This window comes from Arthrobacter sp. ISL-72, assembly GCF_018613755.1.
Lineage (GTDB): Bacteria > Actinomycetota > Actinomycetes > Actinomycetales > Micrococcaceae > Arthrobacter.
This window is the reverse complement of sequence record NZ_JAGGPP010000003.1, coordinates 113,411-137,699: the sequence shown is the minus strand read 5'-3', so window position 1 is coordinate 137,699 and position 24,289 is coordinate 113,411. Positions and strand designations below refer to the sequence as shown.

26 protein-coding genes are annotated in these 24,289 nt (G+C 65.6%); 12 read left to right on the top strand and 14 right to left on the bottom strand.

Annotated elements, in window-relative coordinates:
• Positions 1–41: 41 nt before the first annotated feature.
• The 5 genes from J7I92_RS02685 to J7I92_RS02665 all read left to right on the top strand — a co-directional run bounded on the left by J7I92_RS02685 (position 42) and on the right by J7I92_RS02665 (position 5,235).
• Positions 42–1,205 carry a GGDEF domain-containing protein gene (locus tag J7I92_RS02685; protein ID WP_214836982.1) on the top strand — a complete coding sequence of 388 codons (1,164 nt, stop codon included), beginning with the start codon at positions 42–44 and terminating at the stop codon, positions 1,203–1,205.
• Between the two features lie 79 nt (positions 1,206–1,284).
• Positions 1,285–1,602, top strand: coding sequence for a hypothetical protein (locus J7I92_RS02680; RefSeq protein ID WP_214836979.1), 318 nt, complete (start codon positions 1,285–1,287; stop codon positions 1,600–1,602).
• Positions 1,603–1,611: 9 nt separating this feature from the next.
• Positions 1,612–4,293 carry a PEP/pyruvate-binding domain-containing protein gene (locus J7I92_RS02675; protein WP_214836978.1) on the top strand — a complete coding sequence of 894 codons (2,682 nt, stop codon included), beginning with the start codon at positions 1,612–1,614 and terminating at the stop codon, positions 4,291–4,293.
• 217 nt (positions 4,294–4,510) lie between these two features.
• The gene (locus tag J7I92_RS02670) at positions 4,511–4,714 is read left to right on the top strand and encodes a cold-shock protein (RefSeq protein ID WP_013599688.1); all 204 of its coding nucleotides are present in this window, start codon (positions 4,511–4,513) and stop codon (positions 4,712–4,714) included.
• A 128-nt stretch (positions 4,715–4,842) separates the two neighbouring features.
• The gene (locus J7I92_RS02665) at positions 4,843–5,235 is read left to right on the top strand and encodes a VOC family protein (RefSeq protein WP_214836976.1); all 393 of its coding nucleotides are present in this window, start codon (positions 4,843–4,845) and stop codon (positions 5,233–5,235) included.
• 39 nt (positions 5,236–5,274) lie between these two features.
• Here J7I92_RS02665 and J7I92_RS02660 read toward each other — a convergent pair whose 3' ends face one another.
• The 3 genes from J7I92_RS02660 to J7I92_RS02650 all read right to left on the bottom strand — a co-directional run bounded on the left by J7I92_RS02660 (position 5,275) and on the right by J7I92_RS02650 (position 7,516).
• Entirely contained in the window at positions 5,275–6,210 is a 936-nt protein-coding gene (locus tag J7I92_RS02660) for a hypothetical protein (RefSeq protein WP_214836973.1), read from the bottom strand.
• Between the two features lie 84 nt (positions 6,211–6,294).
• On the bottom strand, positions 6,295–7,014 hold the full coding sequence (locus J7I92_RS02655) for a TetR/AcrR family transcriptional regulator C-terminal domain-containing protein (RefSeq protein WP_214836971.1): 720 nt from the start codon (positions 7,012–7,014) through the stop codon (positions 6,295–6,297).
• Between the two features lie 100 nt (positions 7,015–7,114).
• A complete protein-coding gene (locus J7I92_RS02650) occupies positions 7,115–7,516 on the bottom strand; it encodes a cytochrome c oxidase subunit 4 (RefSeq protein ID WP_214836969.1) in 402 nt (133 codons plus the stop codon).
• A gap of 229 nt (positions 7,517–7,745) precedes the next feature.
• On the opposite strand from J7I92_RS02650, the gene J7I92_RS02645 reads away from it, so the two are divergent.
• A complete protein-coding gene (locus J7I92_RS02645) occupies positions 7,746–8,312 on the top strand; it encodes a dihydrofolate reductase family protein (RefSeq protein WP_214836967.1) in 567 nt (188 codons plus the stop codon).
• A gap of 10 nt (positions 8,313–8,322) precedes the next feature.
• Here J7I92_RS02645 and J7I92_RS02640 read toward each other — a convergent pair whose 3' ends face one another.
• Positions 8,323–9,519, bottom strand: a complete 1,197-nt coding sequence (locus J7I92_RS02640; RefSeq protein ID WP_214836964.1) for an acyl-CoA dehydrogenase family protein — start codon at positions 9,517–9,519, stop codon at positions 8,323–8,325.
• A gap of 141 nt (positions 9,520–9,660) precedes the next feature.
• Between J7I92_RS02640 and J7I92_RS02635 the strand changes: the two genes are divergently transcribed.
• The 3 genes from J7I92_RS02635 to J7I92_RS02625 are packed head-to-tail and all read left to right on the top strand — an operon-like array spanning position 9,661 to position 12,375.
• On the top strand, positions 9,661–11,394 hold the full coding sequence (locus J7I92_RS02635) for an AMP-binding protein (RefSeq protein ID WP_214836961.1): 1,734 nt from the start codon (positions 9,661–9,663) through the stop codon (positions 11,392–11,394).
• A 30-nt stretch (positions 11,395–11,424) separates the two neighbouring features.
• A complete protein-coding gene (locus J7I92_RS02630) occupies positions 11,425–11,931 on the top strand; it encodes a MarR family winged helix-turn-helix transcriptional regulator (RefSeq protein ID WP_209747764.1) in 507 nt (168 codons plus the stop codon).
• 15 nt (positions 11,932–11,946) lie between these two features.
• The gene (locus tag J7I92_RS02625; RefSeq protein ID WP_214836957.1) at positions 11,947–12,375 is read left to right on the top strand and encodes a DUF1761 domain-containing protein; all 429 of its coding nucleotides are present in this window, start codon (positions 11,947–11,949) and stop codon (positions 12,373–12,375) included.
• Here J7I92_RS02625 and J7I92_RS02620 read toward each other — a convergent pair.
• The gene (locus tag J7I92_RS02620) at positions 12,362–12,523 is read right to left on the bottom strand and encodes a hypothetical protein (RefSeq protein WP_214836954.1); all 162 of its coding nucleotides are present in this window, start codon (positions 12,521–12,523) and stop codon (positions 12,362–12,364) included. The genes J7I92_RS02625 and J7I92_RS02620 overlap by 14 nt on opposite strands.
• Before the next feature lie 2 nt (positions 12,524–12,525).
• On the opposite strand from J7I92_RS02620, the gene J7I92_RS02615 reads away from it, so the two are divergent.
• Positions 12,526–13,158 (top strand): cyclopropane-fatty-acyl-phospholipid synthase family protein, encoded by a 633-nt coding sequence (locus J7I92_RS02615; protein WP_214836951.1) that lies wholly within the window; start codon positions 12,526–12,528, stop codon positions 13,156–13,158.
• A gap of 11 nt (positions 13,159–13,169) precedes the next feature.
• On the opposite strand, the gene J7I92_RS02610 is transcribed toward J7I92_RS02615, so the two are convergent.
• Genes J7I92_RS02610 through J7I92_RS02595 form a run of 4 tightly spaced genes read right to left on the bottom strand, consistent with a single transcriptional unit; the run spans position 13,170 to position 17,530 of the window.
• Positions 13,170–13,949 carry an enoyl-CoA hydratase gene (locus J7I92_RS02610; RefSeq protein ID WP_214836948.1) on the bottom strand — a complete coding sequence of 260 codons (780 nt, stop codon included), beginning with the start codon at positions 13,947–13,949 and terminating at the stop codon, positions 13,170–13,172.
• Between the two features lie 56 nt (positions 13,950–14,005).
• Positions 14,006–14,938, bottom strand: a complete 933-nt coding sequence (mmsB, locus tag J7I92_RS02605; RefSeq protein ID WP_214836945.1) for a 3-hydroxyisobutyrate dehydrogenase — start codon at positions 14,936–14,938, stop codon at positions 14,006–14,008.
• Positions 14,931–16,031: an enoyl-CoA hydratase/isomerase family protein gene (locus J7I92_RS02600; RefSeq protein ID WP_214836942.1), complete on the bottom strand. Its 1,101-nt coding sequence runs from the start codon at positions 16,029–16,031 to the stop codon at positions 14,931–14,933. The genes mmsB and J7I92_RS02600 overlap by 8 nt, the downstream gene beginning before the upstream one ends.
• Positions 16,031–17,530: a CoA-acylating methylmalonate-semialdehyde dehydrogenase gene (locus J7I92_RS02595; RefSeq protein ID WP_214836939.1), complete on the bottom strand. Its 1,500-nt coding sequence runs from the start codon at positions 17,528–17,530 to the stop codon at positions 16,031–16,033. Before J7I92_RS02595 ends, J7I92_RS02600 begins: the two co-directional genes overlap by 1 nt.
• 262 nt (positions 17,531–17,792) lie before the next feature.
• Between J7I92_RS02595 and J7I92_RS02590 the strand changes: the two genes are divergently transcribed.
• Together J7I92_RS02590 and J7I92_RS02585 are read left to right on the top strand one after the other, a co-directional pair.
• On the top strand, positions 17,793–18,599 hold the full coding sequence (locus J7I92_RS02590; protein WP_214836936.1) for an exodeoxyribonuclease III: 807 nt from the start codon (positions 17,793–17,795) through the stop codon (positions 18,597–18,599).
• Between the two features lie 10 nt (positions 18,600–18,609).
• Complete coding sequence (locus J7I92_RS02585; protein ID WP_214836933.1) at positions 18,610–19,602, top strand: hypothetical protein; 993 nt, start codon at positions 18,610–18,612, stop codon at positions 19,600–19,602.
• Here the strand turns inward: J7I92_RS02585 and J7I92_RS02580 are convergent.
• The 5 genes from J7I92_RS02580 to J7I92_RS02560 form a co-directional block, all read right to left on the bottom strand.
• Positions 19,599–20,660, bottom strand: a complete 1,062-nt coding sequence (locus J7I92_RS02580; RefSeq protein ID WP_214836930.1) for a LacI family DNA-binding transcriptional regulator — start codon at positions 20,658–20,660, stop codon at positions 19,599–19,601. The genes J7I92_RS02585 and J7I92_RS02580 overlap by 4 nt on opposite strands.
• Before the next feature lie 101 nt (positions 20,661–20,761).
• On the bottom strand, positions 20,762–21,031 hold the full coding sequence (locus tag J7I92_RS02575; protein ID WP_311380048.1) for a hypothetical protein: 270 nt from the start codon (positions 21,029–21,031) through the stop codon (positions 20,762–20,764).
• The gene (locus J7I92_RS02570; protein ID WP_214836927.1) at positions 21,028–21,924 is read right to left on the bottom strand and encodes a carbohydrate ABC transporter permease; all 897 of its coding nucleotides are present in this window, start codon (positions 21,922–21,924) and stop codon (positions 21,028–21,030) included. Before J7I92_RS02570 ends, J7I92_RS02575 begins: the two co-directional genes overlap by 4 nt.
• The gene (locus J7I92_RS02565; protein WP_214836925.1) at positions 21,921–22,958 is read right to left on the bottom strand and encodes a carbohydrate ABC transporter permease; all 1,038 of its coding nucleotides are present in this window, start codon (positions 22,956–22,958) and stop codon (positions 21,921–21,923) included. Before J7I92_RS02565 ends, J7I92_RS02570 begins: the two co-directional genes overlap by 4 nt.
• A 7-nt stretch (positions 22,959–22,965) precedes the next feature.
• The gene (locus J7I92_RS02560; RefSeq protein ID WP_214836922.1) at positions 22,966–24,255 is read right to left on the bottom strand and encodes an ABC transporter substrate-binding protein; all 1,290 of its coding nucleotides are present in this window, start codon (positions 24,253–24,255) and stop codon (positions 22,966–22,968) included.
• Positions 24,256–24,289: the final 34 nt, after the last annotated feature.

Here is a 24,289-nt window from a genome sequence, read left to right as displayed (position 1 = left end):
CGGTCCGGGTCTTCGCTTGGTTGGGAACTGGGGGTAACCGAATGCAGCTCGACACCTTGACCCTCAGGGTTGCCTTCGCCATTGTCGCGTTCACTCTGGCCCTGCTGTTCTACTTTGCCGCGTACCGGAGCACGCGGTCCCCGTACAGCGGGTGGTGGTGCGTGGCCCTGACGCTCTTCCTCGCCGGTTCCGCTTCCTACCTCCTGGACGGAACGGCGCACCAGGTGTGGGCCAATCCGTTGGGGAGTTGCCTGCTGGTTGCCGGAGCGGTTTGCGTCTGGGGCGGCGCCCGGTCGCTGCGGGCACCCCGCCCGCCTTCGTGGCAGCTGGCGGCAGCTCCCGCCGTCGTGACGGTCGCCGCGGCCTTCGACAGCCCTGCCGTTAACACCTGGTCCGGAGGCGCGGCTTTCCTTGCCCTGATGAGCCTGATGCTAGGCTTCGCGTCCCGCGAACTCTGGCGGCTCGAGCCGGGCTACTCCAGGGTCCGGATCCCGCTGGCCATCGTGTCCGGCTTGCTCTCCGCCTACTACTTCTGCCGGATGGTGGTGTACATCGGCGAAGGCCCGAACAGTAAGGTATTCATCACCTACTTCGGCTCCGCCGTCACCACCCTTGTCACCATGGTTCTGCTTGTTGTGGTGTCCTTCAGCATGGCCGCCCTCAGCAGCGAGCAGCAGACCCGTGCCCTCCGCGCAGTGGCCACGCAGGACGGCCTCACGGGACTCCTGAACCGGGCCGCGTTCGTGGAGTTGGCCTCCGATGAGCTGCAGCGGCTGCGGCGCTCGCGGGCGGCGGGTTCCGTGATCCTGGCCGACCTGGACCATTTCAAGACCGTCAACGATACCTATGGCCATGCTGCCGGTGACGCGGCGCTCCAGTCGTTCGCCGCCGCCTGCATCGGCACGGTCCGTTCAACCGACCTCGTGGGACGCTACGGCGGTGAGGAGTTCATCTTCCTCCTCCCCGGGGTGTCCCCGGACCGGGCCGAGGCCATCACGGCGGAGATCAACCGGCAGCTGAAGGCAGTCCGCGGAGCGGGCGGTGCCCGGATGCCTACGGTCAGTTACGGCATTGCCCCCATAGGCCACGGAACGCCCGGCCTTGATGAGCTAATCGCGACGGCGGACGCCGCCCTGTACCGCGCCAAGTCGCTCGGCCGCAACCGCACAGTCCTTGGAACCGACAGCCCCCAGTCGCCCAAGTAGGGCATTTCTGCCCTTTGCTCCGCCCGGCTGCAGGTCTAGGGTGATCCGCGTCAGCAACCACCGCCGTCAAGGAGCCGTCATGACCGGGTTTGTGCAGATCATCGAATTCAAGACCTCCCGCATTGAGGAGATAGAAGAGCTGGGCAGGCCCTCAAGGACTGAGGGATCCACGGCGCCCACCTTCCGCCGCATTATTGCCACGGCGGACCGGGACCGGCCCGGGACCTACTTCACCATTGTTGATTTCGATTCATTTGACTCAGCGATGGAAAATTCGGGCCGTCCCGAAACCTCGGAATTTGCCGCAAAAATGGCGGCCCTGTGCGACGGCCCGGTGATTTTCCACAACCTGGACGTCATGTGGGAAGACACCGGCGAGAGTGCCGCGAACGGCTAGGAGCCGAAGATGGCTTCTGTCAGCCAAGGCCGGGAGCCGTACAGCACCGACCGGAAGAGCCTCACGGTTGAGCTCAGCCAGTTGGCTTCCGCCTCGCTGACGCAGGTGGGCGGCAAGGCACTCAACCTTGGAAAGCTTGCCGCCGCCGGGTATCCGGTTCCGCCCGGGTTCTGCCTGACCACGGCCGCCTACCGGACCGCCGTTCCTGGGGAAGTGGACGCCATCGCAGCCCGCCTGGATGAAGCACTGTCGGACGCGCCCACAGGCACGTACACCGCATCCGGCCCGCCCGGCGACGACCGTGCCGGGCTTGCCGGGCATGCCCGCGAAGCGGTGGCGGGGGCCGCGGTTCCGTCCGGCGTCGAGGCTGCTGTCCGCGCAGCGTATGCGGTCCTGGGCAATGTGCCGGTGGCGGTGCGGTCATCGGCGACGGCCGAGGACCTGCCTTTTGCCAGTTTTGCAGGACAGCAGGACACGTTCCTGGACGTCGTTGGAGCCGACGACGTCATCCAGGCCGTCCGGCGCTGCTGGGCTTCCCTATGGACGGACCGGGCCGTGGCCTACCGCGCGGCTAACGGGATCAGCCACCGCGAGGTGGGCCTCGCCGTCGTCGTTCAACAAATGGTCGACGCCGGCACGGCCGGCGTGCTGTTCACCGCCAACGCCGTGACCGGGACGCGGACGGAGACCGTCATAGACGCCAGCCCGGGGCCGGGCCAGGCGGTGGTGTCCGGCGCCGTGAACCCGGATCACTTTGTGGTCGACACAGCCACTGCCAGGATTCTGCAGCAGCCGCCGGGCCAGCCAAGCCTGGTGGAAGCCCAGCTTCGCGAACTGGCATCCCTCGGTGAGGCAGCCCAGCTGCTGTTCGGTGCGCCCCAGGATGTTGAGTGGGTGATCGATGCCCAGGGCAAGGCCTGGCTGACCCAGTCGCGCCCCATCACCACGCTGTATCCGCTGCCGGAGGCCGCAGGCACTGACACGCGGGTTTATTTGTGCGGCACGCTGCTCCAGGGACTCACCCGCCCCATCACTCCGATGGGGCTGTCCGTCCTCGGCCTCATGCAGGGCCCCAAAGGCGGATGGAGATCCGTGAACCCCGGGCTGCGGATGTACGTTGACCTGACACCGGTTCTCCGCAGCAAATCCGGCCGCCGGGTGATGCTTCGGATGCTTTCGTTGGCTGACGGGAGGTCCGCGGCCGTCTTCCCGGCGCTCCTGGAAGACCCGCGGTTCGGCAATGTCAGGCCCCCCTGGCGGAAGCCGGGCCGGACCGGCACTCCGGGCCACGGCCAGCCGGACACAAAAGGCACTGACAGGCCGCAGAGCCTCGGCCTGGCTGTCCAGCTCATTCCTGCCATGGTCCGGACGCTGTTGTGGCCGGACGCCGGACTGCGCCGGGCACGGCATTACCAGCAGCGCCTCGAAGCCCAACTGGCGCTCCCTGTCCCCGCAACGGCGCACACCCGGCTCCGGCATGCGCAGGACGTGCTGGGACCCGACGTATTCGACGGACTGATCGGGGCGACCCTTCCAGCTCCGGCCGTGGGGTACCTGATGCTGGCCGCAGCCCGCAGGCTGCTGCGGGGAATTGCCGAACCGCGCGAACTTGAGGCGGTCCTTCGCGGGCTTCCCCACAACGTGACCACCATCATGGACCTGGAATTGTGGCACCTGGCCGTTTCCGTGGGCCGCAACCCGGACGCACGCCGGTTGTTTACGGACCAGCAACCTGAGGAACTGGCCGCCCTCTACAAAGCGGGTACTCTGCCGGCCGCTGTACAGGCGGGGCTGGGGACATTCCTGGCCAAGTACGGCCACCGGGCCGTGGCGGAGATCGACCTGGGGATGCCGAGATGGTCCGAAGAGCCGGAGCACCTCCTCGGAATGATCTCGAACTACCTGCGGGTTGACGACCCTGAGCAGGCACCGGACCGCCAGTTCGCCAGGGCCGCCGATCTCGCCGAGACCCGGATCAGTGAACTGGTGGACAAGGCCGGAACCAAAAGCCGGCTGCGGGCGCGCCTGGTGGCGCTGTGCCTGCGACGGGCCCGCCAATTGGCCGGACTACGGGAATTGCCCAAGTTTTACGTCGTGCTGGTCCTCGCGGCGATGCACCGCCAGCTCAGGGTAGTCGGCGACGAACTGGCAACGACGGGCAGCATCGCAGCCGCCGGTGACGTGTTCTTCCTGGACTTCGAGGAGCTGCGGGTGGGCCTTCGCGGTGCCGACCTCAAGGGCATCGTCGCCGCCCGCCGCCGGCTGTACGACGTCGAACTACGGCGACGGCGGATTCCCCGCCTCCTGCTCTCCGACGGAACGGACGTGGAAGCGGCCGTCATGGCGAAGACCGCCCGGCGGCCGCAATCCGCAGCTTCTTCCGGGCTGGCTGGAACTCCAGCGTCTGCCGGCACTGCCACCGGGAAGGTCAGGGTGGTCCTGGATCCGGTAGGTGCCCGCCTGGACCCCGGGGAAATCCTGGTGACTCCCTCCACCGACCCTGGCTGGACGCCCCTCTTTATGACAGCCGGCGGGCTGGTCATGGAGATGGGCGGCGTCATCTCCCACGGGGCAGTGGTTGCGCGGGAGTACGGCATCCCCGCCGTCGTGGGCGTTGCGGATGCCACCACCAGGCTGCGCGACGGCCAGATCGTAACGGTGGACGGTGCGGCCGGAACCGTCAGCTGGTGAGAAATCCCCGGCGGAACGGGGTCGCTTCGGGCCTCTGAAGCGGCAGTTAAGTGGCCCGCCAAGTACTCGGCGGCCAGACTTATAGTGTCGAAAGGGCACTTTTACTCTTGCAAGCAAGGCGTCCGCCACGTACGTTGGGGGACAGCGGGGGACGTTCTCCGCTCTGCGGGCCAGTGTGCCTGTAGAGAGAATCAGAGTCACATGAAGGAATGCAGCCATGGCAACAGGCACAGTTAAATGGTTCAACGCCGAAAAGGGTTTTGGCTTCATTGCCCCCGATGACGGATCAGCTGACGTTTTCGCCCACTACTCGGCGATCGCGAGCAGCGGTTACCGCTCACTGGACGAGAACCAGAAGGTCGAATTCGATGTGACCCAGGGCCCCAAGGGCCCGCAGGCAGAGAACATCCGCCCTCTCTAAAGGCTTAGGGTAAACGTTCCGGCGGCCAGCCGGACCACCCCGTACCAACAACGGCCCCTCCGGACCAGACGGTTCGGAGGGGCCGTTGTGCTAATTTCTGCGACACACGTTTCGGAGAGGACCCAGCAATGTCCCACGATCCTGCGGACCTGGTAAGCGTCCGGTACATGGTGGACGACGTCGATGCCGCCATCGCCTTCTACACCGGGCACCTCGGATTCACCCTCAGGAGGAGCGCAGCTCCGGCGTTCGCCGATGTTGTGCGCGGCCGGCTACGGCTCCTGTTGAGTGGTCCTGGCAGCTCGGCAGGCCGGCCGATGCCGGACGGCACGCTGCCGACGCCGGGCGGCTGGAACCGCATCCACCTCATCGTTGGCGATATCGCTGCCGAGGTGGACCGGCTGCGTAGCGCAGGGGTCACCTTCCGAAACGACATTGTGACCGGCCCGGGCGGGCAGCAGATCCTGCTCGAGGACCCGTCCGGCAACGTGGTGGAGCTGTTCCAACCCGCCGGCGAATAAACGAACCCCGGCCGGGTGGTTCGCTACTGCACTTGAATGTTACTGACGCTCATACCAATCGAGCACCCGCAGCGCCCGGAGGGTGTTCCACCGGCTCGGGCGTCCGTCACCGTCGTCCAAGGCGAAATGGACCCGGCCGGGATGGGAGTTCTCCAGAAGCCAGGTCCCATCCGGTTGCTGTTTCGAGCGGAGCACCTCCACCGCCTCTGCGATGCGTTCGTCGGGGCGCTTCCCCACGGCGCGGAAGTAGTCAAGGCCGCGGAGCACGTCGTAAAGCCAGCGGGTCGGATACGAGAACTCCAACCAGTCCTTGTCGATCAACTCGCCGGTGCTCTTGCGCCGCAGGAGTGCGCGCTCCAGCAGGTACTCCTCGGCACGTTCCCGGGCCGCGACTGAGACCTGTGATCCGCCGGTAGCGTGCTCATGCTCCAGCAGCCCTTCGAGCACGTTAATGGTGGTACCGAAGGACGACCGTACCGAGCCTCGTTCCACCTCGCAGTTCCAGCCGCCGTCGGCAAGCTGCTCACCGAGCAATCGCTCGACCACGCCGTCGACGTGCTCGCCAAAGTATGCGCCAAGTGCCACCGTCATGCCGTTGATGCACGGCTCCACTTCACCTTCGAAGAACGGCTGGTCCCCCTCTTCCCACCGGCTGTTCTCGCGGACCAGCCTGACGGCGGTGCGGGCCTGCTCGCTGCGGGCGTCGAGGCCGAAGTCGCGCAGCAGCAGCAGGCTGTAGGTGGTTGCTGTCCAGGGCTGGCCGTCCTCGGATTCGTCAAACGGCGACGGGTAGTAAGTACCCCCGTCCCATTGACCGTTTTCGCCTTGCAGCGCGAGCAGTCGGGCGCCCCAGCCCTGCGTCGCGACGCGCGCCCGTTCAGCCTGCACTACCGCCGGCGGCGCGCCCATGAGGTCGCGCTGGACCTGCCAGCGGATCGCGGGATCGGAGTCGAGAAGCCAGTCGAGCACCTCCATCCCCAAAAGCTAACATGGCTATGTTCGGCTTCGACATAGAGCCCGGCGTGAAAACTCCTGCGGAGATGCTGCAGGACGGCCCGGCTATCGATCCAGCTTTGCCCGCTCCGATGTCCAGCCCTGCTCGTGGAATCTCTCGAACCCGTCCAGCAGGAGGTCGAGGGCAAACTCGAACTCAAACTGGTCATCGCAGCCCTGCCCCACCACGGAGCCGTCGTCGTGGTTTGCCGCCCCGGCAACCGCCGCAATGTTCGGAAAACGCGCTGCAATCTCCCGGAGCATGGCCGCCTGGACTTCCGGCGGCACGGAGGCCGGCGGCGGGGTGGCGGGATCGTCGAACAGCTCCTGGGTGAAGCCCCACATGCGGCTGCCGAGCGCATGCATGACGTGGTGGGTGAGATCCGCCGAGAAGCCGCCGGCAAGGAACATCCCGATGAATGAGTCCATGTACTCCAGCACGGCGGGCGTCTGGTTGATCCGGGATTCGAGCACCTGGCGGGCCCAGCGATGCCGGAGCATGGACCTTCGGGCCGAAAGCACCCTGAGCCGTACCGCTGTTTTCCAGCCTGCATCGCGGACCGGCGGATCGATCTCGCCGACAAGAACGTCCACCATACCGTCGAGAAGTTCTTCTTTGTTGGCAATGTGCTTGTACAGCGCCATGGGCACCACGCCGAGCTCCTGCGCGAGCCGCCTCATGTTGAGAGACTCGATGCCCGCCTCGTCAGCGAGTACGACGGCGGCAGCCAGCACGCGGTCCCGGTTCAGCGGGATCCGGCGCGTAGTTTCCATCTGCTGGGTCATGCGGGCGCTCTCCCTGGCCGTTTTCTTTCAATGAGTGTACTCCGTACACCCGCCGCCGTTACCGGAGCTGCCTGGCCAGTGCGGGCGCTGACCCCGCCTGTCAGTGGGCGTGGTCCCCGCGGCTGTATTCGAAAACCCAGCCAATAAGGGCAACCAGAGCGAATCCGGCGCCGATGTAGACCATCCAGAATCCGACGGCCATTCCCAGGAACCCGGTGGCTGCGGAAACTCCCACGGCAATAGGCCACCAGCTCCAGGGACTGAAGTGGCCCTGCTCCCCTGCACCCTCGTGCATCTCCGCGTCATGGCGGTCTTCGGGACGCAACCCTATCCTTTTACCGGTGTAGCCGAGGTACAGCCCGATCATTCCGGACAGACCGCCCACCAGCCACAATCCCAGGAAGCCCACCGGTTCCCTCCAGTTGGTGATGAGGCCGTAGACCACACCCACAGGGATGAAAAACAAAGACAGGCCTCCGAAAATCCAGGATTCGATCCTCATGGCTCCTCCTCTTGCCGCGAATCACTTCGGGTGGCCCTGATTGATTCCCGGCTCGGGTCGCCCTAAGACAACTTTGGCCCTCGGGACGCGGCGTTGTTAGGGACAAAGGACCTTGCTTAGGCCGCGAGCAGGATCTTCCCCTGTCCCGGCGGATCCCGGAGTGATTCACTGGAGGCTACGACGGCGGTCCGCCCCCCCCGATGCCCGCCGCATGTCAGGAGGAATCCAGATGAGGAAGATCATTCTGATGATGTCGGTGTCGCTGGACGGCTACTTCGAAGGGCCGGACCGGGACATCAGCTGGCACTTGGTGGACGAGGAACTGCACCGCCACTTCAACGAGCAGTGCAAGGGCATGGGCGCCTTTATGGACGGCCGGGTCACCTATGAGCTGATGGCGGAGTTCTGGCCAACGGCGGACCGGGATCCGGCCAGCACCGGCCCCATGTTCGAGTTCGCGGGGATCTGGCGTGACATGCCCAAGTTCGTGTTCTCCCGGACCCTCACCACTGCGGACTGGAACACCACGGTGATCCGCGACGTCGTGCCTGAAGAAATCGCGGAACTGAAGGCGCAGCCCGGCGGAGACATCGCGCTGGGCGGGGCCAACCTGGCCGCCACCTTCATGGAGCACGGCCTGATCGACGAATACCGGATCTACGTCCACCCGGTGGTTCTGGGCCGCGGCCGGCCGCTGTTCGAATCACCTGACGTCCGGATGAACCTCAAGCTGGCCGGGACACAGACGTTCGGCAACGGGGTGGTGCTGCTGCACTACGGGCGCGGCCAGGACTGATGAAGGTCCTTTAGACGAACGCCGACTTCCCTGTCACCGCACGGGCAACAATCAGGGAGTTGATCTCGTAGCTGCCCTCGTAGGTGTACAGGATTTCGGCGTCGCCGAACAGCTTGCCCATCTCGTAGTCGCTGGTGATGCCGTTGCCGCCCAGCAGCGACCTGCCCATCGCCACCGAAGCCCGGGCCAGGCGCGTGGTGGTGGACTTGGCCATCGCGGCCTGCGCCATTTCCAGCTTGCCGTCCTGCTGGATCCGCGCCAGCTGTGCCATGAGCGCCAAGGAGGCGCTGGCGTTGCCCAGGATTTCGGCCAGCTGCTGCTGGACCAGCTGGAACCTCGCCAGTTCCTTGCCGAACTGCTTCCGCTGGAGCGCGTAGGACCGGGCGACGTCGAACGCGGCCAGCTGGATCCCCGCACCTTGCCAGCCGACCCAGGCGCGGGAGTCCCGGAGGAGTGCGTTGGCCTTGGAGAAATCCGTGGCACCGGGCAGAAGGTTCGTTTCCGGAATGCGCACGTCGTCCAGCCGGATGTCCGCGTTCTGCATGATCCGGAGGCCGATTTTGTTCGAGATTTTCGTGGCGGTGTAGCCGGGGCGGTCCGTTTCCACGATGAAGCCCTTGATCTGCTGATCGGCCTCATCCCGGGCCCAGACCAGCGCAAAATCGGCGATGGTGCCGGCGCCGATCCAGCGCTTTGCCCCGTTGATCACCCATTCGCCGTGCTCCAGCCGGGCCGCTGTTTCGAGCCCGCCCGCGATGTCCGAGCCGTGGTCCGGCTCCGTGAGCGCAAACGCCCCCAGCTGGGTGAAGGCTGTCAGCCCTGGCAGCCATCGCTGCTTCTGCTCCTCCGAACCGAGCTCATTGATCATTCCGACAATCAGCTCGTTGTGGATCCCCACGAGCGCGGAGAGGGACACATCGGCGCGTGCCACCTCCACATACATCAGGCCCTTGAACAGCGCCGACGTTCCGTCCGTCTGCAGCCCGCCCAGCCCGTATTTGCCCATCTCGGCCAACAGCCCGAACGGAAATTCCTCGCGGTTCCAGTACTCGATGGACGCAGCGCGGATGCGGGACTGCAGGAATTCGCGCACTTCCAGATAGCGCGAACGCTCCTCCGCGGGCAGCAGGTCCACGATGTACATCAGGTCCGCCTCGGGGAACGGAAGTTCCGGGCGCCCGGTGGCAACTTCCGCAGCATCGGGCATTTCATCGGTTTGTTCCTGTGTCGGCACGGGCAGCTGTCCCTTCGTCGTCCGCCGGCCGCATCATTGTGCCCGGCACTTCCAAACCCTTGGATGTCCTAGTATATTGCACAGTGATGTGGATCACTAGGCGAAAGGGCCTCCATGACAGTCACCGACGACTTCCGGGCCGCGAGGGACAGGCTTTTGGCCCTGCGCGAGGACTACGTCCAAGCGCGGAGCGAGTTCCAATGGCCCCGCTTTGACGAGTTCAATTTCGCCCTCGACTGGTTCGACCGGATCGCGGCGGACCCCGGCAAGGGCACCAAGCCCGCCCTGGTCATCGTGGAGCAGGACGGCAGCGCCACCCGGCGGAGCTTCGCGGAGCTGGCAGGGCGCTCCAACCAGGTGGCCAACTGGCTCCGCAGCCAGGGCGTCCGCCGCGGCGACCGCATGATCATCATGCTGGGCAACCAGGTTGAACTGTGGGAACTTATGCTGGCCGGCATCAAGCTCGGCATCGTGATGATCCCTACCACCACCCTCATGGGCCCTGCCGACCTAACCGACAGGGTGGAGCGCGGCGAGGCCGGCTGGGCCGCCGTCGGAAGCTCCAACATCGGCAAGTTTGCCGACGTTCCAGGCGACTACAAACTGATTGAAATCGCCGACGGCGGGACTCCCGCCGCTGCTCCCGCCGAAGGTGCTGCGCGGTATTCGGACGCGGACGGCGCACCGACGGACTTCACGCCGGACGCACCCACCAGGGCGGACGAAACCCTCCTGCTGTACTTCACCTCCGGCACCACCTCCAAGGCCAAACTGGTGGAACACACCCACACGTCCTACCCGCTGGGCCACCTCTCCACCATGTACTGGATCGGGCTGGGACCGGGCGACGTGCACCTTAACGTCGCCTCCCCCGGCTGGGCCAAACACGCCTGGTCCAACGTGTTCACGCCGTGGATCGCCGAGGCCTGCGTGTTCATCTATAACTACAGCCGGTTCGACGCCAAGGCGCTCATGGAACAGATGGACCGCGAAAAGGTCACGAGCTTTTGCGCCCCGCCCACCGTGTGGCGGATGCTGATTCAGGCCGACCTCACGGTCCTGAAAAACCCGCCCACCAAAGTGGTTTCCGCCGGGGAGCCGCTCAACGCAGAGGTGATCGACCAGGTCCAGCGCGCCTGGGGCCAGACCATCCGGGACGGCTTCGGCCAGACCGAATCCACCGTGCAGATCGCCAACACCCCCGGCCAGCCGATCAAGATCGGCGCCATGGGCAGGCCGCTGCCCGGCTATGACGTGGTCCTGATCGATCCCGCAACGGGAGAAGAATCCGACGACGGCGAGCTCTGCCTCCGCCTTGACCCCCGCCCCGTGGGGCTGATGAAGGCTTACTACGGCGACCCGGAGAAAACGGCGGACGCCTTCCGCGACGGCTACTACCACACAGGCGACATGGCCAGCCGGGACGAACGCGGCATCATCACCTACGTGGGCCGGGGCGACGACGTCTTTAAATCCTCGGACTACCGGCTCTCGCCCTTCGAGCTGGAGAGCGTGCTGATCGAGCACCCTGCCGTGGCCGAAGCCGCCGTCGTCCCCTCCCCCGACCCGCTCAAGCTGTCCGTGCCCAAAGCGTTCGTGGTGCTTGCCGCCGGGCACAAGCCCGGCCCGGAACTCGCCGAAGAGATCCTGCGCTACTGCCGGGACCACCTGGCTCCGTTCAAGCGAATCCGGCGGCTCGAATTCGCCGAGCTCCCCAAGACCATCTCGGGCAAGATCCGCCGCGTCGAATTGCGGCACACCGAGGAGCTCCGGCACGGCAGCGGACCTTTGCCGGCGGGCCTGGGCGTCGAGTACTCGGACACGGAATTCCCCGGGCTGAAAAGCTAGGCTGGAGCAACCCACACGTCAGGAGGTGCCATGGGAAACCCGCTCCCGCGCGATCCCATCGCCGACGCCCAGCGCAACTGGGAACGCCACGGCTGGGGCGACGTCGCCGCGCCCATGGCGGCCATCACCGCGATCATGCGGACACAGCAGATCCTGCTGGCCCGGATCGAGGGCGTCCTCAAGCCCTTCGGCCTGACCTTCGCCCGCTACGAACTCCTGGCACTGCTCAGTTTCGCCCGCAGCGGCGCCCTGCCCATGAACAAGGCCAGCGCGCTCCTTCAGGTGCACCCCACCTCGGTGACCAACGCCGTCGACCGGCTCCAGGACGCCGGACTGGTGGTCCGTTCACCGCATCCTACGGACGGCCGCACCACACTGATCGAACTGACCGCCGAGGGGCGCACCCTGGCCAAAAGTGCGACGGCGGCACTCAACACCGAAGTTTTTGGCCAGTCCGGTTTCGCCGGCCAGGACGTGGACCAGCTGATCCGGATCCTGGGAAATTTCCGCCGGAACGCCGGCGACTTCGCGGACTAATCTGAGGAGAGCGCAATGATTCCGGAAATCAACACCTGGGCGGTACTGCTGGCCACCCTTTCCAGCATGGTGGTGGGCTCGGTCTGGTACACCCCGAAAGTCTTCGGCAACTACTGGATGAGGGTCGCAAAAGTATCGCCGAGCGGGGAAGCAAAGGACGCCGTCAAACCCATCCTGATCACCCTGGTGGTCAGCTTCGTCAGCGCCCTGGTCCTTGCCGGCTCGGCCGCCATTTCCCAGCACTTCTACGGCGGCAACTTCCTGGCGAACAGCCTGGTCACCGCCGTCATTCTCTGGGCCGGCTTTACGGCCGCCCGCTTCATCACGCACGACGCCTTCGAAGGCAGGCCGGCCGGCCTGACGGTGCTGAACTGCGCGCACGAACTGGTCACGCTGGTGGTCATGGCCCTGATCATCGGTCTGTTCGGGATCAGCGCAGCCTGAGCCTGGACCGGCCGTCATCAACGCCGACCTCATGGCCGAGGAGCTGGAGGACGCCGTCTCGGCGTATCGTGGCATAGTCACCGCTTAGCGTGGACCGTCCCTGACGGTACGCTGCCGTGACCTGAAGCACGGGCAGCGAGGAGATCACGGGTGAAGTTTGACGAGTCGTTCTGGGATGAGCGCTACCGCCAGCACGGTTCGGTGTGGAGCCGCAATCCCAACCCGAACCTGCTGGCGGAGGCCGTGGGCCTGCGTCCCGGCTCCGCGCTGGACGTGGGCAGCGGTGAAGGGGCCGACTCCATCTGGCTGGCACGCCAGGGCTGGCGGGTCACGGCGGTGGACATCTCCTCCGTGGCGCTGGCCCGCGCCGCCGAAAGGGCCTCGCAGGATGCGGAGGCAGCCGGGCGGATCACCTGGGCACATCATGACCTGACCAGCTCACCGCCCCCGGCCGGCACTTTCGATCTCGTGTCTGCCCAGTTCATGCACCTCCCCGCGGCTCAGCGGACGGAGCTGTATCACCGGCTCGCGGCGTCGGTGGCGCCCGGCGGCACACTGCTGATTGTCGGCCACCATCCCGCGGACCTGGCTGCAGGGATCCCCCGACCATCGGAGCCGGGCCTGCTCTTCACACCTGAGGAAATAGCCGCCGAGCTGGACCCTGACGAGTGGGAAATCGACGTCTGCGAAGCCCGGCCGCGGCCGGTCCCGGACGCGGAGGGCAACTCCGTAACGGTCACGGATTCGGTGCTGCGCGCCCACCGCCGGCCGCCGCGTCCCTAGGGTCGAAGTCCCTAGCGGTGCTTGAATTCGGGCTGGCGCTTCTCCGTGAAGGCGGCCATGCCTTCCTTCTGGTCTTCGGTTGCGAAGAGCGACTGGAAGATCCGCCGTTCGAAAAGCACGCCCTGCGCCAGCCCGGTTTCGAACGCGGCATTGACGGCCTCCTTGGCCACCATGGCCGCCGGCTTGGACTTGGAGGCGATCACCTCTGCAGCCTTAAGGGCCTCTTCAACGACGTCAGCGGCGGGCACCACCCGGGACACCAGGCCTGCTCGTTCGGCCTCGTCCGCGTCCATGAAACGCCCGGTGAGGATCAGGTCCATGGCCTTGGACTTTCCCACCGCCCGGGTGAGCCGCTGTGATCCACCCATGCCGGGCAGCACGCCGAGGTTGATCTCCGGCTGGCCGAACTTGGCGTTGTCGCCGGCGATAATGAAATCGCACATCATGGCGAGCTCACAGCCGCCGCCCAGGGCGAAGCCCGAAACGGCGGCAACCACCGGAATGCGGAGCCGGGTGAAGTCCTCCCAGCCGCGGAACCAGTCTGCGGCGTACATGTCCATGTAGCCCTGGGCAGCCATCTCCTTGATGTCCGCGCCGGCCGCGAACGCCTTGCCGGACCCGGTGACCACCACCGCCCCGACGTCCGGATCCGAGTCCATGGCAGTGACGGCAGCAACGAGTTCATCCATGGTGGCCTTGTTCAGTGCGTTCAGCGCTTCGGGACGGTTCAGGGTCACCAGCCCCACGCGTCCGCGCCGCTCCACCAGAATGTTCCCGTACTGTTCCGTCATGCCTGACTCCTCACGTGGTTCTGCCTTGAATACTGTGGACCTGCCTGTGGACCCGCCTAGTGTGCGGACTTGTCCCGGATATCGGTGATGATGGCGGAGAAGTCCCGGCCCGCGCCGCCCTCCGCCGCAAACGTATCGTAGATCTCCGACGCCAGCGGCCCCATCCGGGCGGCCACCCCGGTGCCTTGCAGCGCGTTGAGTGCCAGTTTAAGGTCCTTGGCCATGAGCGCCCCGGCAAAGCCCGGCTGGTAGTCCCGGTTGGCCGGGCTGGTGGGCACCGGCCCCGGGACCGGGCAGTTGGTGGTGAGCGCCCAGCACTGCCCGGACGCCGCAGATGCGACGTCGAACAGTGCCTGGTGGGTCAGTCCCAGCTTCTCGCCCAGCACGAAGGCTTCGCTCACCGCGATCATCGAGACGCCCAGGATCAGGTTGTTGCAGACCTTCGCGGCCTGGCCGGCTCCGTGGTCGCCGCAGTGGACCACCCGCTTCCCCATCACTTCGAGCAGGGGCCGCACGGTGTCGAAGTCCTCGGGCAGGGCGCCCACCATAAACGTCAGGGTTCCCGCCTCGGCGCCCACCACGCCCCCGGAAACCGGGGCGTCCACTGCCCGGTGGCCGGCGGCGACCGCGAGCGCGGAGGCCTCGCGGGCCTCGTCCACGTTGATCGTGGAGCAGTCCAGGAACATGGTGTCCGGCGCGGCGACTTCCAGCAGCCCGGGCTGGCCGCCGTTTCCGCGGTAGGCGGACAGCACGTGCTGTCCGCCGGGGAACATGGTGAGCACCACGTCCGCACCGTTGACCGCCTCTGCCGGCGTCGCGACGGTGGGGACGCCGTGGTCCCGGGCGGCGTCCAGCGCTGCGGGCACGACGTCGAAGCCCGCCACCGTGTACCCGGCCTTGACCAGGTTGACGGCCATCGGCCCGCCCATATGCCCAAGCCCGAGGAACGCAACATGGCCCAGGTTTCCGGGTCCGCTTGTTTCAGACATTGTCGGCCTCCTTTGACTGCAGCTTGAGTTCCCGCTCCCCCACGGGCGCAAAGAACCTTTCGACGTCGGCACTGGAGACCTCGTGCAGGGTGGCCGGCTTCCAGCGCGGGTTCCTGTCCTTTTCCACCACCTGGGCACGGATCCCCTCACGGAAGTCCGGGCCGGCCAGGAACCGCAGGCCCACCCGGTATTCCTGCTCCAACGCTTCCTCCAGGGTCAGTCCCCGTGCCCGGCGGAGCGATCCCAGCGCAACCTTCACGGCGGTGGGAGACTTCGCTTCGATGGTGTCGGCGGCGGCGGCCGCCTCACCGGAACTGCCTCCTCCAAAGGCACGCAGCCGGCGCAGAATCTCCTCCGCGTCGTCACTTGAGTAGCAGGCGTTGATCCAGTGCTGCTCTCCGGCCAGCGCCGACGCCGGGGGCTTGTCGGTAAAGCGTCCGACGGCGGCTTCCGCCGTTTCGGTTTCGAGCGCGGCCTCCAGGGCGGGCAGGTTTACGGAGGGCACGAAATGGTCCGCCAATCCCAGGAACAGGGCGTCGGCCCCGCTCAGGTGCGCGCCGGTCAGGGCGGCATGGGTGCCTGCCTCCCCCGGGGAGCGGGAAAGCAGCAGGGTGCCGCCGACGTCGGGCACAAAACCGATGGTGGTCTCCGGCATGCCGGTGCGGGTGCGTTCGGTGACCACGCGCACTGAGCCGTGTGCCGAGATCCCTACACCGCCGCCCAGCACCAGGCCGTCCATAAAGGCCACATACGGCTTGGGATACCCGGCAATCAGGGCGTTCAGCTGGTACTCAACGCGCCAGAAGTCGGCGGTTTGTTTACCGCCTGCCAGCATGTCCTGGTAGATGGCAACAATGTCGCCCCCGGCGCACAGCCCCCGCTCCCCGGCACCGTGCACCAGAACGGTGGCCACGCCGTCGTCGTCCGCCCACTCGGAGAGCCGCTCCAGCATTGCGGCGGCCATGCCGGCGGTGAGGGCGTTCACCGCCTTGGGCCGGTTCAGGGTGATGACGCCAAGATGGCCGCGCCGCTCAAACAGCACGTCATCGGCGGGGCTCCCTGCGGTCTCTTCTGCCTTCGTTTCTGCGGTCATCAGCTGCCTTCCGGCATCACGTAGCTAGCGCCCTGACGGATGCCCGAAGGCCAGCGGCTGGTCACGGTCTTGGTCTTGGTGTAGAAACGGAACGCATCGGCGCCGTGCTGGTTGAGGTCCCCGAAACCGGAGGCCTTCCACCCGCCGAACGTGTAGTAGGCAATGGGCACCGGAATGGGCACGTTGATGCCCACCATACCCACCTGCACGCGGCTGGCGAAGTCCCGGGCGGCGTCGCCGTCGCGGGTGAAGATGGCAACGCCGTTGCCGAACTCGTGCTCGCTGCAGAGCCGGAGGGCTTCGTCGTAGTCCGCGGCGCGCAGGACGCTGAGCACGGGGCCGAAGATCTCCTCCTTGTAGATCTTCATGTCCTTGGTGACATTGTCGAAGAGCGTGGGGCCCACCCAGAACCCGTTCTCATAGCCGTCCACGGCCAGGCCGCGGCCGTCAGCCACCAGGGTGGCGCCTTCTTCCACACCGGATTGGATGTACCCTTCGATCCGTTCCTTGGCGGACGCTGCCACCACCGGCCCGAAGTCCGAGTCCTTATCCAGGCTATGGCCAACTTTGAGGTGCTTCACCCGCTCTTCCAGCCGGGAAACCAGGGCGTCGGCCGTGTCTTTCCCTACCGGGACGGCCACGGAGATGGCCATGCACCGCTCGCCCGCGGATCCGTAGCCAGCCCCCATCAGCGCATCGACGGCCATGTCCAGGTCCGCGTCCGGCATGATCACCATGTGGTTCTTGGCCCCGCCGAAGCACTGGGCGCGTTTGCCGTGGGCCGCGGCGGTGGCGTAAATGTACTGGGCGATCGGAGTGGAGCCCACAAAGCCGATGGCCTTGACCCGCTCGTCCTCCAGCAGCGCATCCACGGCTTCCTTGTCCCCGTTGACCACGTTGAACACGCCGTCCGGGACACCGGCCTCGGTGAAGAGCTCGGCGAGGCGCAGCGGTACCGAAGGGTCACGCTCGGAGGGCTTCAGAATGAACGCGTTGCCCGCGGCCAGGGCAGGTCCGGACTTCCAGAGCGGAATCATGGCGGGGAAGTTGAACGGAGTAATCCCCGCCACCACGCCGAGCGGCTGCCGCATCGAGTGCACGTCGATGCCGGAGCCTGCGTTGTCGGAGAACTCCCCTTTGAGCAAGTGCGGGGCACCGGCGGCGAATTCCACCACCTCGATGCCGCGCTGGATGTCGCCCTTGGCGTCGGCGAGGGTCTTGCCGTGTTCGGAGGAGAGGAGCGCTGCGAGTTCGTCCAGGTGCTCGTTCACCAGGTCCACGAACCTCAGCAGGATCCGGCCGCGGCGCTGGGGATTCATGGCTCCCCATTCCAGCTGGGCCTTCTCGGCGCTGGCGATGGCGTTGCGGACTTCGTCGGCACCGGCCAGCGGCAGCATGGCCTGGACCGCGCCCGTACAGGGATCGTAGACCTCGCCGAAGCGCCCGGAGGTGCCTTCTACCCGCTGGCCGTCTATGTAATGGGATAGCTCGCGAACCATGATGAAATGCTCCTTTGCATGTGACCTACATCATCCTGCTGCTGAATATACTCGGACTTCCTACTAAATTCCAGAGTGCCGGCGGCGTCGCAGCGGGAGGCAGCGCGGCCGCCGTCGTGGGGCAATTTGAGCGGCAATTTCGCCTCTGAGGCACCAGCCGAGGGCGTGTCCGTGCCGAAGTGCCCCGTTTCTGCGCCAATACGTCCGCCGCGGACCCGCCGAGCCGCTTTGTCCGGCGCCCAAGTTCGGTAAGTTAGGAACTGTGAAGATTGCGACCTGGAATGTGAACTCCCTCCGTGCCCGAGCCGACCGCGTGGAGGCCTGGCTTCAGCGCAGCGACTGCGATGTCCTGGCCATCCAGGAAACCAAGTGCAAGGACGAAAACTTCCCGTGGGAACTCTTCGAGCGGATGGGCTACGAGGTGGCCCACTTCGGGGTGAACCAGTGGAACGGCGTGGCCATCGCCTCCCGGGTGGGGCTGGAGGATGTTGAGCGGACCTTCCTGGACCAGCCCTCGTTCGGCAAGGCAGGCACGGATCCCGTGCAGGAAGCCCGCGCCATGGCCGCCACGTGTGCCGGCATCCGGGTCTGGAGCCTCTACATCCCCAACGGCCGCTCCCTGGACGACGAGCACATGCCGTACAAGCTCAAGTGGCTCGAAAGCCTCAAGACGCACGCCCAGGGACTCGTCACCGAAAACCCCGGAGCCCAGGTGGCGCTGATGGGCGACTGGAACATCGCGCCGTTCGATGACGACGTGTGGGACATCGACCTGTTCGTGAACAACCGGTACACTCACGTCAGCCCGCCGGAGCGCGCCGCGTTCCACGCCTTCGAATCGGCAGGCTTCACCGATGTGGTGCGGCCCTACACTCCCGGACCCGGCGTCTACACGTACTGGGACTACACGCAGCTGCGATTCCCGAAGAAGGAAGGCATGCGGATCGACTTCGTCCTGGCCTCCCCCGCCCTCGCCTCCCGCGTGACCGGCGCGTCGATCGACCGCGAGGAGCGCAAGGGCAAGGGCGCCTCGGACCATGCTCCGGTCATCGTAGAACTGGCAAACTGATGGGTCCGCGATGACGGGCAACATCTACCGGGGCCAGGCGGGCCTGCCGTTCTCATCCGCGCTGCGGATCTACGAGCCGCTGTCTGCGTTCCCGGAAGAGCAGCGCGCCGCGCTTCAGGCGGCCGGTGCCCGGACAGTGTCCCGCGCAGCCGTGGAGAACGCGGAGCTGCAGGCTTCGCTCGGCAGGATCACGCGTCCCGGCGGCGATCCTTTCCCCACCGGGCGCACCGACCTGGTGCGGGTCGTTCCGGCTCCCGCGGAGCCGGAACGGCCGCCCAGGCACAGGTCCGACGCAACCGATGCCGGCAGGCCCGGTGACGCTTCTGCCGCTGCTGCCGATGCCGGGAAGCCGGGCCACGCTGCCGAAGCCGAGGCCGACGCTGACGGCGACGGCGAGAGCGGGGAGCCTGCGCTGCTGTACTGCCCCAGCCAGCTGGTGCTGCGGGCAGGCCTTGCGGCCAACGCCCTCATGGAAGGCATCCACGGGCCCCTGGCCGAACTGCTGATTCCGGAGGAACAGCGGGACAAGCACCAGGAACGCATCGACCTGGTAAAGGCCCGCGAGGGCACCACCCGCGTCCACACCCGCGCCTCCACGTGGGGCATCCCGTTCAGTTGGTTCTCGCTTTTCCAGGAGTCGGACCCGCAGGACGTGGTGGAGTCGGGCGGACGGATCGTCACGGTCCGCGTCTGGGCGCGGATCGGCGAGGCCCTGGAACGCGTGCGCTACGCCGTGGCCAACCTTGCCCTGGCCGCTCCGGACCTGGACATGCTCGATGACATGACCCAGCTCACCGAGTGGCTGGAACTCTTCCACCCCGGGTCGGTGGTGGAACTGGACTACGGCGCAGTGGCGGACAAGGTCTATCCGGACGATTCACCAATGGACGTCCGCCTTGGCATCGAATGCCTGGCCGAGGGAGACATGACGGGGGCAGCGGCCGCCTACCGCCGGCTGGCCTCCCGCTGGATTCCCATCAGGCAGCTGGCCCGCGCCTCCTAGGCCTGCCGCCGCGAAGGGGGCGCCGCCGTCGTCCGCCGGACGATCAACTGATGCGGGGCCACGGCGGAATGAACCACGCCGGTGCCGTCCAGTTCGTCGAGCAGCATCTTGGTGCCGAGCTCGGCCTGCTCATCGGGCCTTTGCCTGACGGTGGTCAGTCCCATGGCGTCAGAAAAGTCGTGGTCGTCGATCCCGATGACGGACAGGTCTTCGGGGACGCGGACGCCCACTTTGTTCGCTTCGAAGATGACACCCATGGCCATCTCGTCGGAAGCGCAGAAGATGGCGGTGGGTTTCGGCCCGTCCTGCGTCCACATCCTGGCAAAGGCGTCCTGGCCGCTGCGGACGGTGAAGTCGCCCCACTCGTCCCATTCAGGCCGCACTGTCAGCCCCGATCCGGCCATGACGTCCTGGAACGCCTTGATCCGGACGCGCGGAACGTCGAAGTTGAGGTCTGTCTCGTCGTCGCCGTGCAGGAGCGCGATGTCCTTGTGGCCCAGGCTGATCAGGTGCCGCACGGCGGTGGACGCCGCGGCGTAGTCATCGATGCCGATGTACGGGCATTCCTCCACATGGCCGCCCACCACCACCAGCGGAATGTCGATTTTTTGCAGGTGCTGGATTTCGTCATGCGTGAGTGCCATACAGAGCACCAGCAGGGCATCTATCTGCTTGTAGACCATGGTTTTGCTGAACAGCCGCTCGCGGTTGCTGCCGTGCCCGCCCAGGTTGAACAGGGACAGGTTGTATTGGCGGGCGTGGAGCTCCCGGTCCGCACCCTCGATGGCCTTGGAGAAGAACCACCGGCTCACGAACGGTGCCAGCACGCCAATGGTTTTGGTCCGTCCCGTGGCCAGGCCCGAGGCGGAGGAGGAGGCCACGTAGCCCAAGGCACCGGCCACCTCGAGAATTTTTTCCCGGGTGGCCGGTGAAACCCTGGGCAGTCCGCGGACTGCCCGCGAGACTGTGGCAGTGGAGACTCCGGCTGCGGCTGCGACGTCCTCAATGCTGACGCCGGAATGGCCGCCCCGTTGAGCCCTGTCTGTTGTGCGTGCCACAGTTACCCCTTATTCAGCTGTTCGCAGATTCTTGCTCTTGTGCTTCCCCCTGCGGCAACAAGCCAGTCTATTCTGCTCAGCCTTGAGCTGTTGATCAGCTCCTATTTCTTACGCGTAGCGGTCCTCGCAGGCAGGCGCCGGCGGAGCCGCAACATGCCGTAGAGGACCAGGAGCACGCCGAGCAGGCCCAGGGCCCAGCCGAGTGCCGGCTGCGCGGTCACCTCCATCCAGACGGTGACCACCAGCAGGACGACGGCCCAGAACCCGAGGAATCCGATGATGATGTCGAAGTCCTCCCCGGAGCGGGTCCGCCGGTGTTCACTGCGGACCCTTCCGTGGTTCTGGTTCGCGTCCACTGCCGAACCCGTCACTTGACGGCGCCGGCGGTAAGGCCGGCAACAATCTTGCGCTGGAAGACCAGGACCAGGATCACCAAAGGAATGGTGACGATGGTTCCGGCGGCCATGATGGCCGTGTAAGGAATCTGGTTCGGCTGTGCGCCGGCAAAGTTGGCGATGGCCACCGTCACCGGCTGGGTTGCATCGCTGGAGAGCTGGCTGGCAATCAGGAATTCATTCCAGGAGGAAATGAACGCCAGAATAGCCGTCGTGAAGATAGCCGGCGCCGCGAGCGGCATGATCACCTTCCTGAACGCCTGTCCCTGGGTGCAGCCATCCACCCGGGCCGATTCCTCCAGCTCCCACGGCATTTCGCGGAAGAAGGACGTCATGGTGTAGACGGTCAGCGGCAGCACGAACGAGATGTTCGGGATGATCAGTGCCTGGTACGTACCCATCCAGCCAATGTTGGTAAACAGCTGGAAGAGCGGGGTGATCAGGGCGACACCCGGGAACATTGAGGCCCCCAGGATGAAGCCGAGGACAAGGTACTTGAACCGGAAGTTAAGCCGCGCCAGTGCATACGCGGCGAACACGCCGATCAGCAACGATACGGCGGTGACCACCACACCGATGAAGACGCTATTAAGCAGTGCCTGGCCGAACCTGTTACCGAACGACGTATCGAAGGCAGTGTTGAAGTTGTCCAGGGTGACGTGGGTGGGAAGGATGGACGTGTCATAGGTGAAGCCGACGTCACGAAAGGCCGTAACCACCATCCAGTACGCCGGTGCGAGACACCAGATAAGGATTACAGCGGCGCTAATGTAGGTGCGCCCCTGTGCCCATTTCTCCCGGTTCTGGGCGGTCTTGCGGCCCCTGTCCTGTTCCGCCCTCAGGGCAGTTGTGGCTGTCCCGTTGCTCATTTCTTCCCCTTACCCGTGGCGCCGCTTTGTTCCACGACATTCGCGCCCAGGAAGCGGACGAAAATGAAGGCGACGATGAAGATGATGATGAACGTGATGGTGGATAGCGCCGCCGCCGAGTTGAACCCTTGCCTGATCTGGTTAATCACCAGGATGGACAGCGTGGTGGTGTTGTTCGCGCCGCCGGTCAGGATGTACGGGAGGTCGAACATGCGCAGTGCATCCAGCGTGCGGAACAGGATGGCCACCATCAGCGCAGGCTTCACCAGCGGGAGAGTGATCATGCGGAACCGCTGCCAGGCTGTGGCACCGTCCACCTTGGCAGCCTCGTAGACCTCCGCCGGGATCATCTGCAGGCCGGCGAGGATCAACAGCGCCATAAACGGCGTCGTCTTCCACACGTCGGCGATGATGACCGCCCACTTTGCAGGCCACTCGCTACCGGTCCAGAGGATGGTGGTGTTGAACAGCTTGTTGGCGATGCCCTCGAAGGCGAAGATGAAGAACCAAAGCTTTGCCGTGACAGCAGTGGGGATGGCCCACGGCACCAGGACGGCGGCGCGGACCAGGCTGCGGCCCTTGAAAGTGCGGGCCATGATCATGGCCATCCAGAAGCCCAGGACGGTTTCCAAGGCCACGGTGACAACGGTGAAGAAGAACGTTGTTGTCGTGGCTGTCCAGAACTGGCCGCCGAGGGTTCCCGGCGGACATGCGACGGTTCCGCCACCGGGGGCTGAACATTGCTGCGCGATCCAGTTGACGTAGTTCTGGACGCCTGCCGGGCCGCCGGCGGTGAAGAGGCCGGTGGCGGGATCCAGGCCGGCATCCTTCTGGAAGGACATCACGATGGCGCTGATGATCGGATAAACGATCACGATGCCCAAGGCGATGATGGTGGGGGCCAGGAGCCAGGAAGCCCATTTGCCCTGGCTGAGGATCTTGTTGTCCTCACCTACGCCCTTGGGGCCGTGATGGATCGGGGTACCGCCCGACGCCGGTGACTTGACCGGCGTCGGGCCTAATTCGGTTGCCATGGCAGAACTACGATCCCGCACCGGCGGATTCGATGGACTTCTGCATGTCGGCTAGGGCGTCTTCCACGGATTTCTCTCCCTTGATAGCAGGGTATGCGTTGTCCTGGATGGCCTTGGTGACGGCCGGGTAGAACGGCGTTACCGGACGCGGCACCGCGTTCTCGATGGAGGTCTTCAGAACCGGCAGGTAGGGCAGCTTGGCAACGAGTTCCTCGTCTTCATACAGCGAGGTCAGGACCGGGGCGAGCGAGCCCTGCGTGGCGTAGAACTTCTCCGTCTCTTCCGACGTCATGAACTTCAGGAAGTCCAGGGCGGTGGCTTTGTTCTTTGAGTAGACACTCACGGCGAGGTTGTGGCCGCCAAGTGACGAAGCACCTGGACCGTCCACACCCGGGAGGGCAGCCAGGCCCAGGACGTCCTTGACCTTGGATGATCCTTCGGTGGTGGCCAGGTTGTACACGTACGGCCAGTTGCGCAGGAACAGGAGCTTACCGTCCTGGAATGCCTGACGGCTCTCTTCTTCCTTGTACGTGATGGCTTCCTTCGGAATGTTGCCATCAGCGTAGGCCTTCGCGAGGTTTTCCAACCCGGTCTTGGCTTCGTCCGTGTTCAGGCTCGGCTTGCCGTCCTTATCCAGCACAGAACCGCCAAACGAGTTGATGGCTTCGGAGGCGTTGACAGTCAGGCCCTCATACTTGCTGAACTGGCCCGCATAGCAGCCAATGTTGTTTTCCTTCGCGATGGAGCACATGCTCATCATTTCGTCCCACGTCTTCGGCGCCGTGGGGACCAGGTCCTTGCGGTAGTACAGCATGCCGCCATCGGACGTCTGCGGGGCAGCGTAGAGGGTTCCCTTGTAGGTTCCGCTCTCAACCGTCGGCTTGAGCATGGCGCTGGTGTCGATGGCCATCTTGTCCTTGAGCGGCTGCAGCCAGCCCTTTGCCGCGAATTCCGCGGTCCACACCACGTCCACGTCGACGACGTCGTAACCGGCGTCCTTCGCCTGGAAGTGCTGGACCAAGTCATCATGCTGCTGGTCGGCCTGGTCGGTCTGCTCCTTGAAGGTGACCTTTTCGTTCGGGTGGTCGGCGTTCCACTTTTCGATCAAGGGGCGCACAACATTGCTGTTGTCCTTGCCTTGGACGTAGGTGATAGGGCCGCGGCCGTCGAGGCCCTGTTCGGCATCGCCGCTGCCTCCCCCGCCGCCTGTTGTGCCCCCTCCACCGGCGCAGGCGGAGAGGGTTAATGCCAGGATGCCGGCGGCAGCTGCCGGCAGTAGGAAGTTAGGGGTTTTCATAAATGAGACTCCTCGCTGAGTGACAAGCAATTCG

What these genes read in the sequence shown, in the direction of transcription:
- J7I92_RS02585 (WP_214836933.1), top strand. Translation starts at nt 18,610, where the DNA reads ATGACGGGCAACATCTACCGGGGCCAGGCGGGCCTGCCGTTCTCATCC.
- J7I92_RS02640 (WP_214836964.1), bottom strand. Translation starts at nt 9,519, where the DNA reads ATGCCCGATGCTGCGGAAGTTGCCACCGGGCGCCCGGAACTTCCGTTC.
- J7I92_RS02650 (WP_214836969.1), bottom strand. Translation starts at nt 7,516, where the DNA reads ATGAGGATCGAATCCTGGATTTTCGGAGGCCTGTCTTTGTTTTTCATC.
- J7I92_RS02670 (WP_013599688.1), top strand. Translation starts at nt 4,511, where the DNA reads ATGGCAACAGGCACAGTTAAATGGTTCAACGCCGAAAAGGGTTTTGGC.
- J7I92_RS02630 (WP_209747764.1), top strand. Translation starts at nt 11,425, where the DNA reads ATGGGAAACCCGCTCCCGCGCGATCCCATCGCCGACGCCCAGCGCAAC.
- J7I92_RS02675 (WP_214836978.1), top strand. Translation starts at nt 1,612, where the DNA reads ATGGCTTCTGTCAGCCAAGGCCGGGAGCCGTACAGCACCGACCGGAAG.
- J7I92_RS02655 (WP_214836971.1), bottom strand. Translation starts at nt 7,014, where the DNA reads ATGACCCAGCAGATGGAAACTACGCGCCGGATCCCGCTGAACCGGGAC.
- J7I92_RS02685 (WP_214836982.1), top strand. Translation starts at nt 42, where the DNA reads ATGCAGCTCGACACCTTGACCCTCAGGGTTGCCTTCGCCATTGTCGCG.
- J7I92_RS02610 (WP_214836948.1), bottom strand. Translation starts at nt 13,949, where the DNA reads ATGACGGAACAGTACGGGAACATTCTGGTGGAGCGGCGCGGACGCGTG.
- J7I92_RS02625 (WP_214836957.1), top strand. Translation starts at nt 11,947, where the DNA reads ATGATTCCGGAAATCAACACCTGGGCGGTACTGCTGGCCACCCTTTCC.
- J7I92_RS02645 (WP_214836967.1), top strand. Translation starts at nt 7,746, where the DNA reads ATGAGGAAGATCATTCTGATGATGTCGGTGTCGCTGGACGGCTACTTC.
- J7I92_RS02660 (WP_214836973.1), bottom strand. Translation starts at nt 6,210, where the DNA reads ATGGAGGTGCTCGACTGGCTTCTCGACTCCGATCCCGCGATCCGCTGG.
- J7I92_RS02635 (WP_214836961.1), top strand. Translation starts at nt 9,661, where the DNA reads ATGACAGTCACCGACGACTTCCGGGCCGCGAGGGACAGGCTTTTGGCC.
- J7I92_RS02665 (WP_214836976.1), top strand. Translation starts at nt 4,843, where the DNA reads ATGTCCCACGATCCTGCGGACCTGGTAAGCGTCCGGTACATGGTGGAC.
- J7I92_RS02560 (WP_214836922.1), bottom strand. Translation starts at nt 24,255, where the DNA reads ATGAAAACCCCTAACTTCCTACTGCCGGCAGCTGCCGCCGGCATCCTG.
- J7I92_RS02600 (WP_214836942.1), bottom strand. Translation starts at nt 16,031, where the DNA reads ATGACCGCAGAAACGAAGGCAGAAGAGACCGCAGGGAGCCCCGCCGAT.
- J7I92_RS02595 (WP_214836939.1), bottom strand. Translation starts at nt 17,530, where the DNA reads ATGGTTCGCGAGCTATCCCATTACATAGACGGCCAGCGGGTAGAAGGC.
- J7I92_RS02565 (WP_214836925.1), bottom strand. Translation starts at nt 22,958, where the DNA reads ATGGCAACCGAATTAGGCCCGACGCCGGTCAAGTCACCGGCGTCGGGC.
- J7I92_RS02570 (WP_214836927.1), bottom strand. Translation starts at nt 21,924, where the DNA reads ATGAGCAACGGGACAGCCACAACTGCCCTGAGGGCGGAACAGGACAGG.
- J7I92_RS02680 (WP_214836979.1), top strand. Translation starts at nt 1,285, where the DNA reads ATGACCGGGTTTGTGCAGATCATCGAATTCAAGACCTCCCGCATTGAG.
- mmsB (WP_214836945.1), bottom strand. Translation starts at nt 14,938, where the DNA reads ATGTCTGAAACAAGCGGACCCGGAAACCTGGGCCATGTTGCGTTCCTC.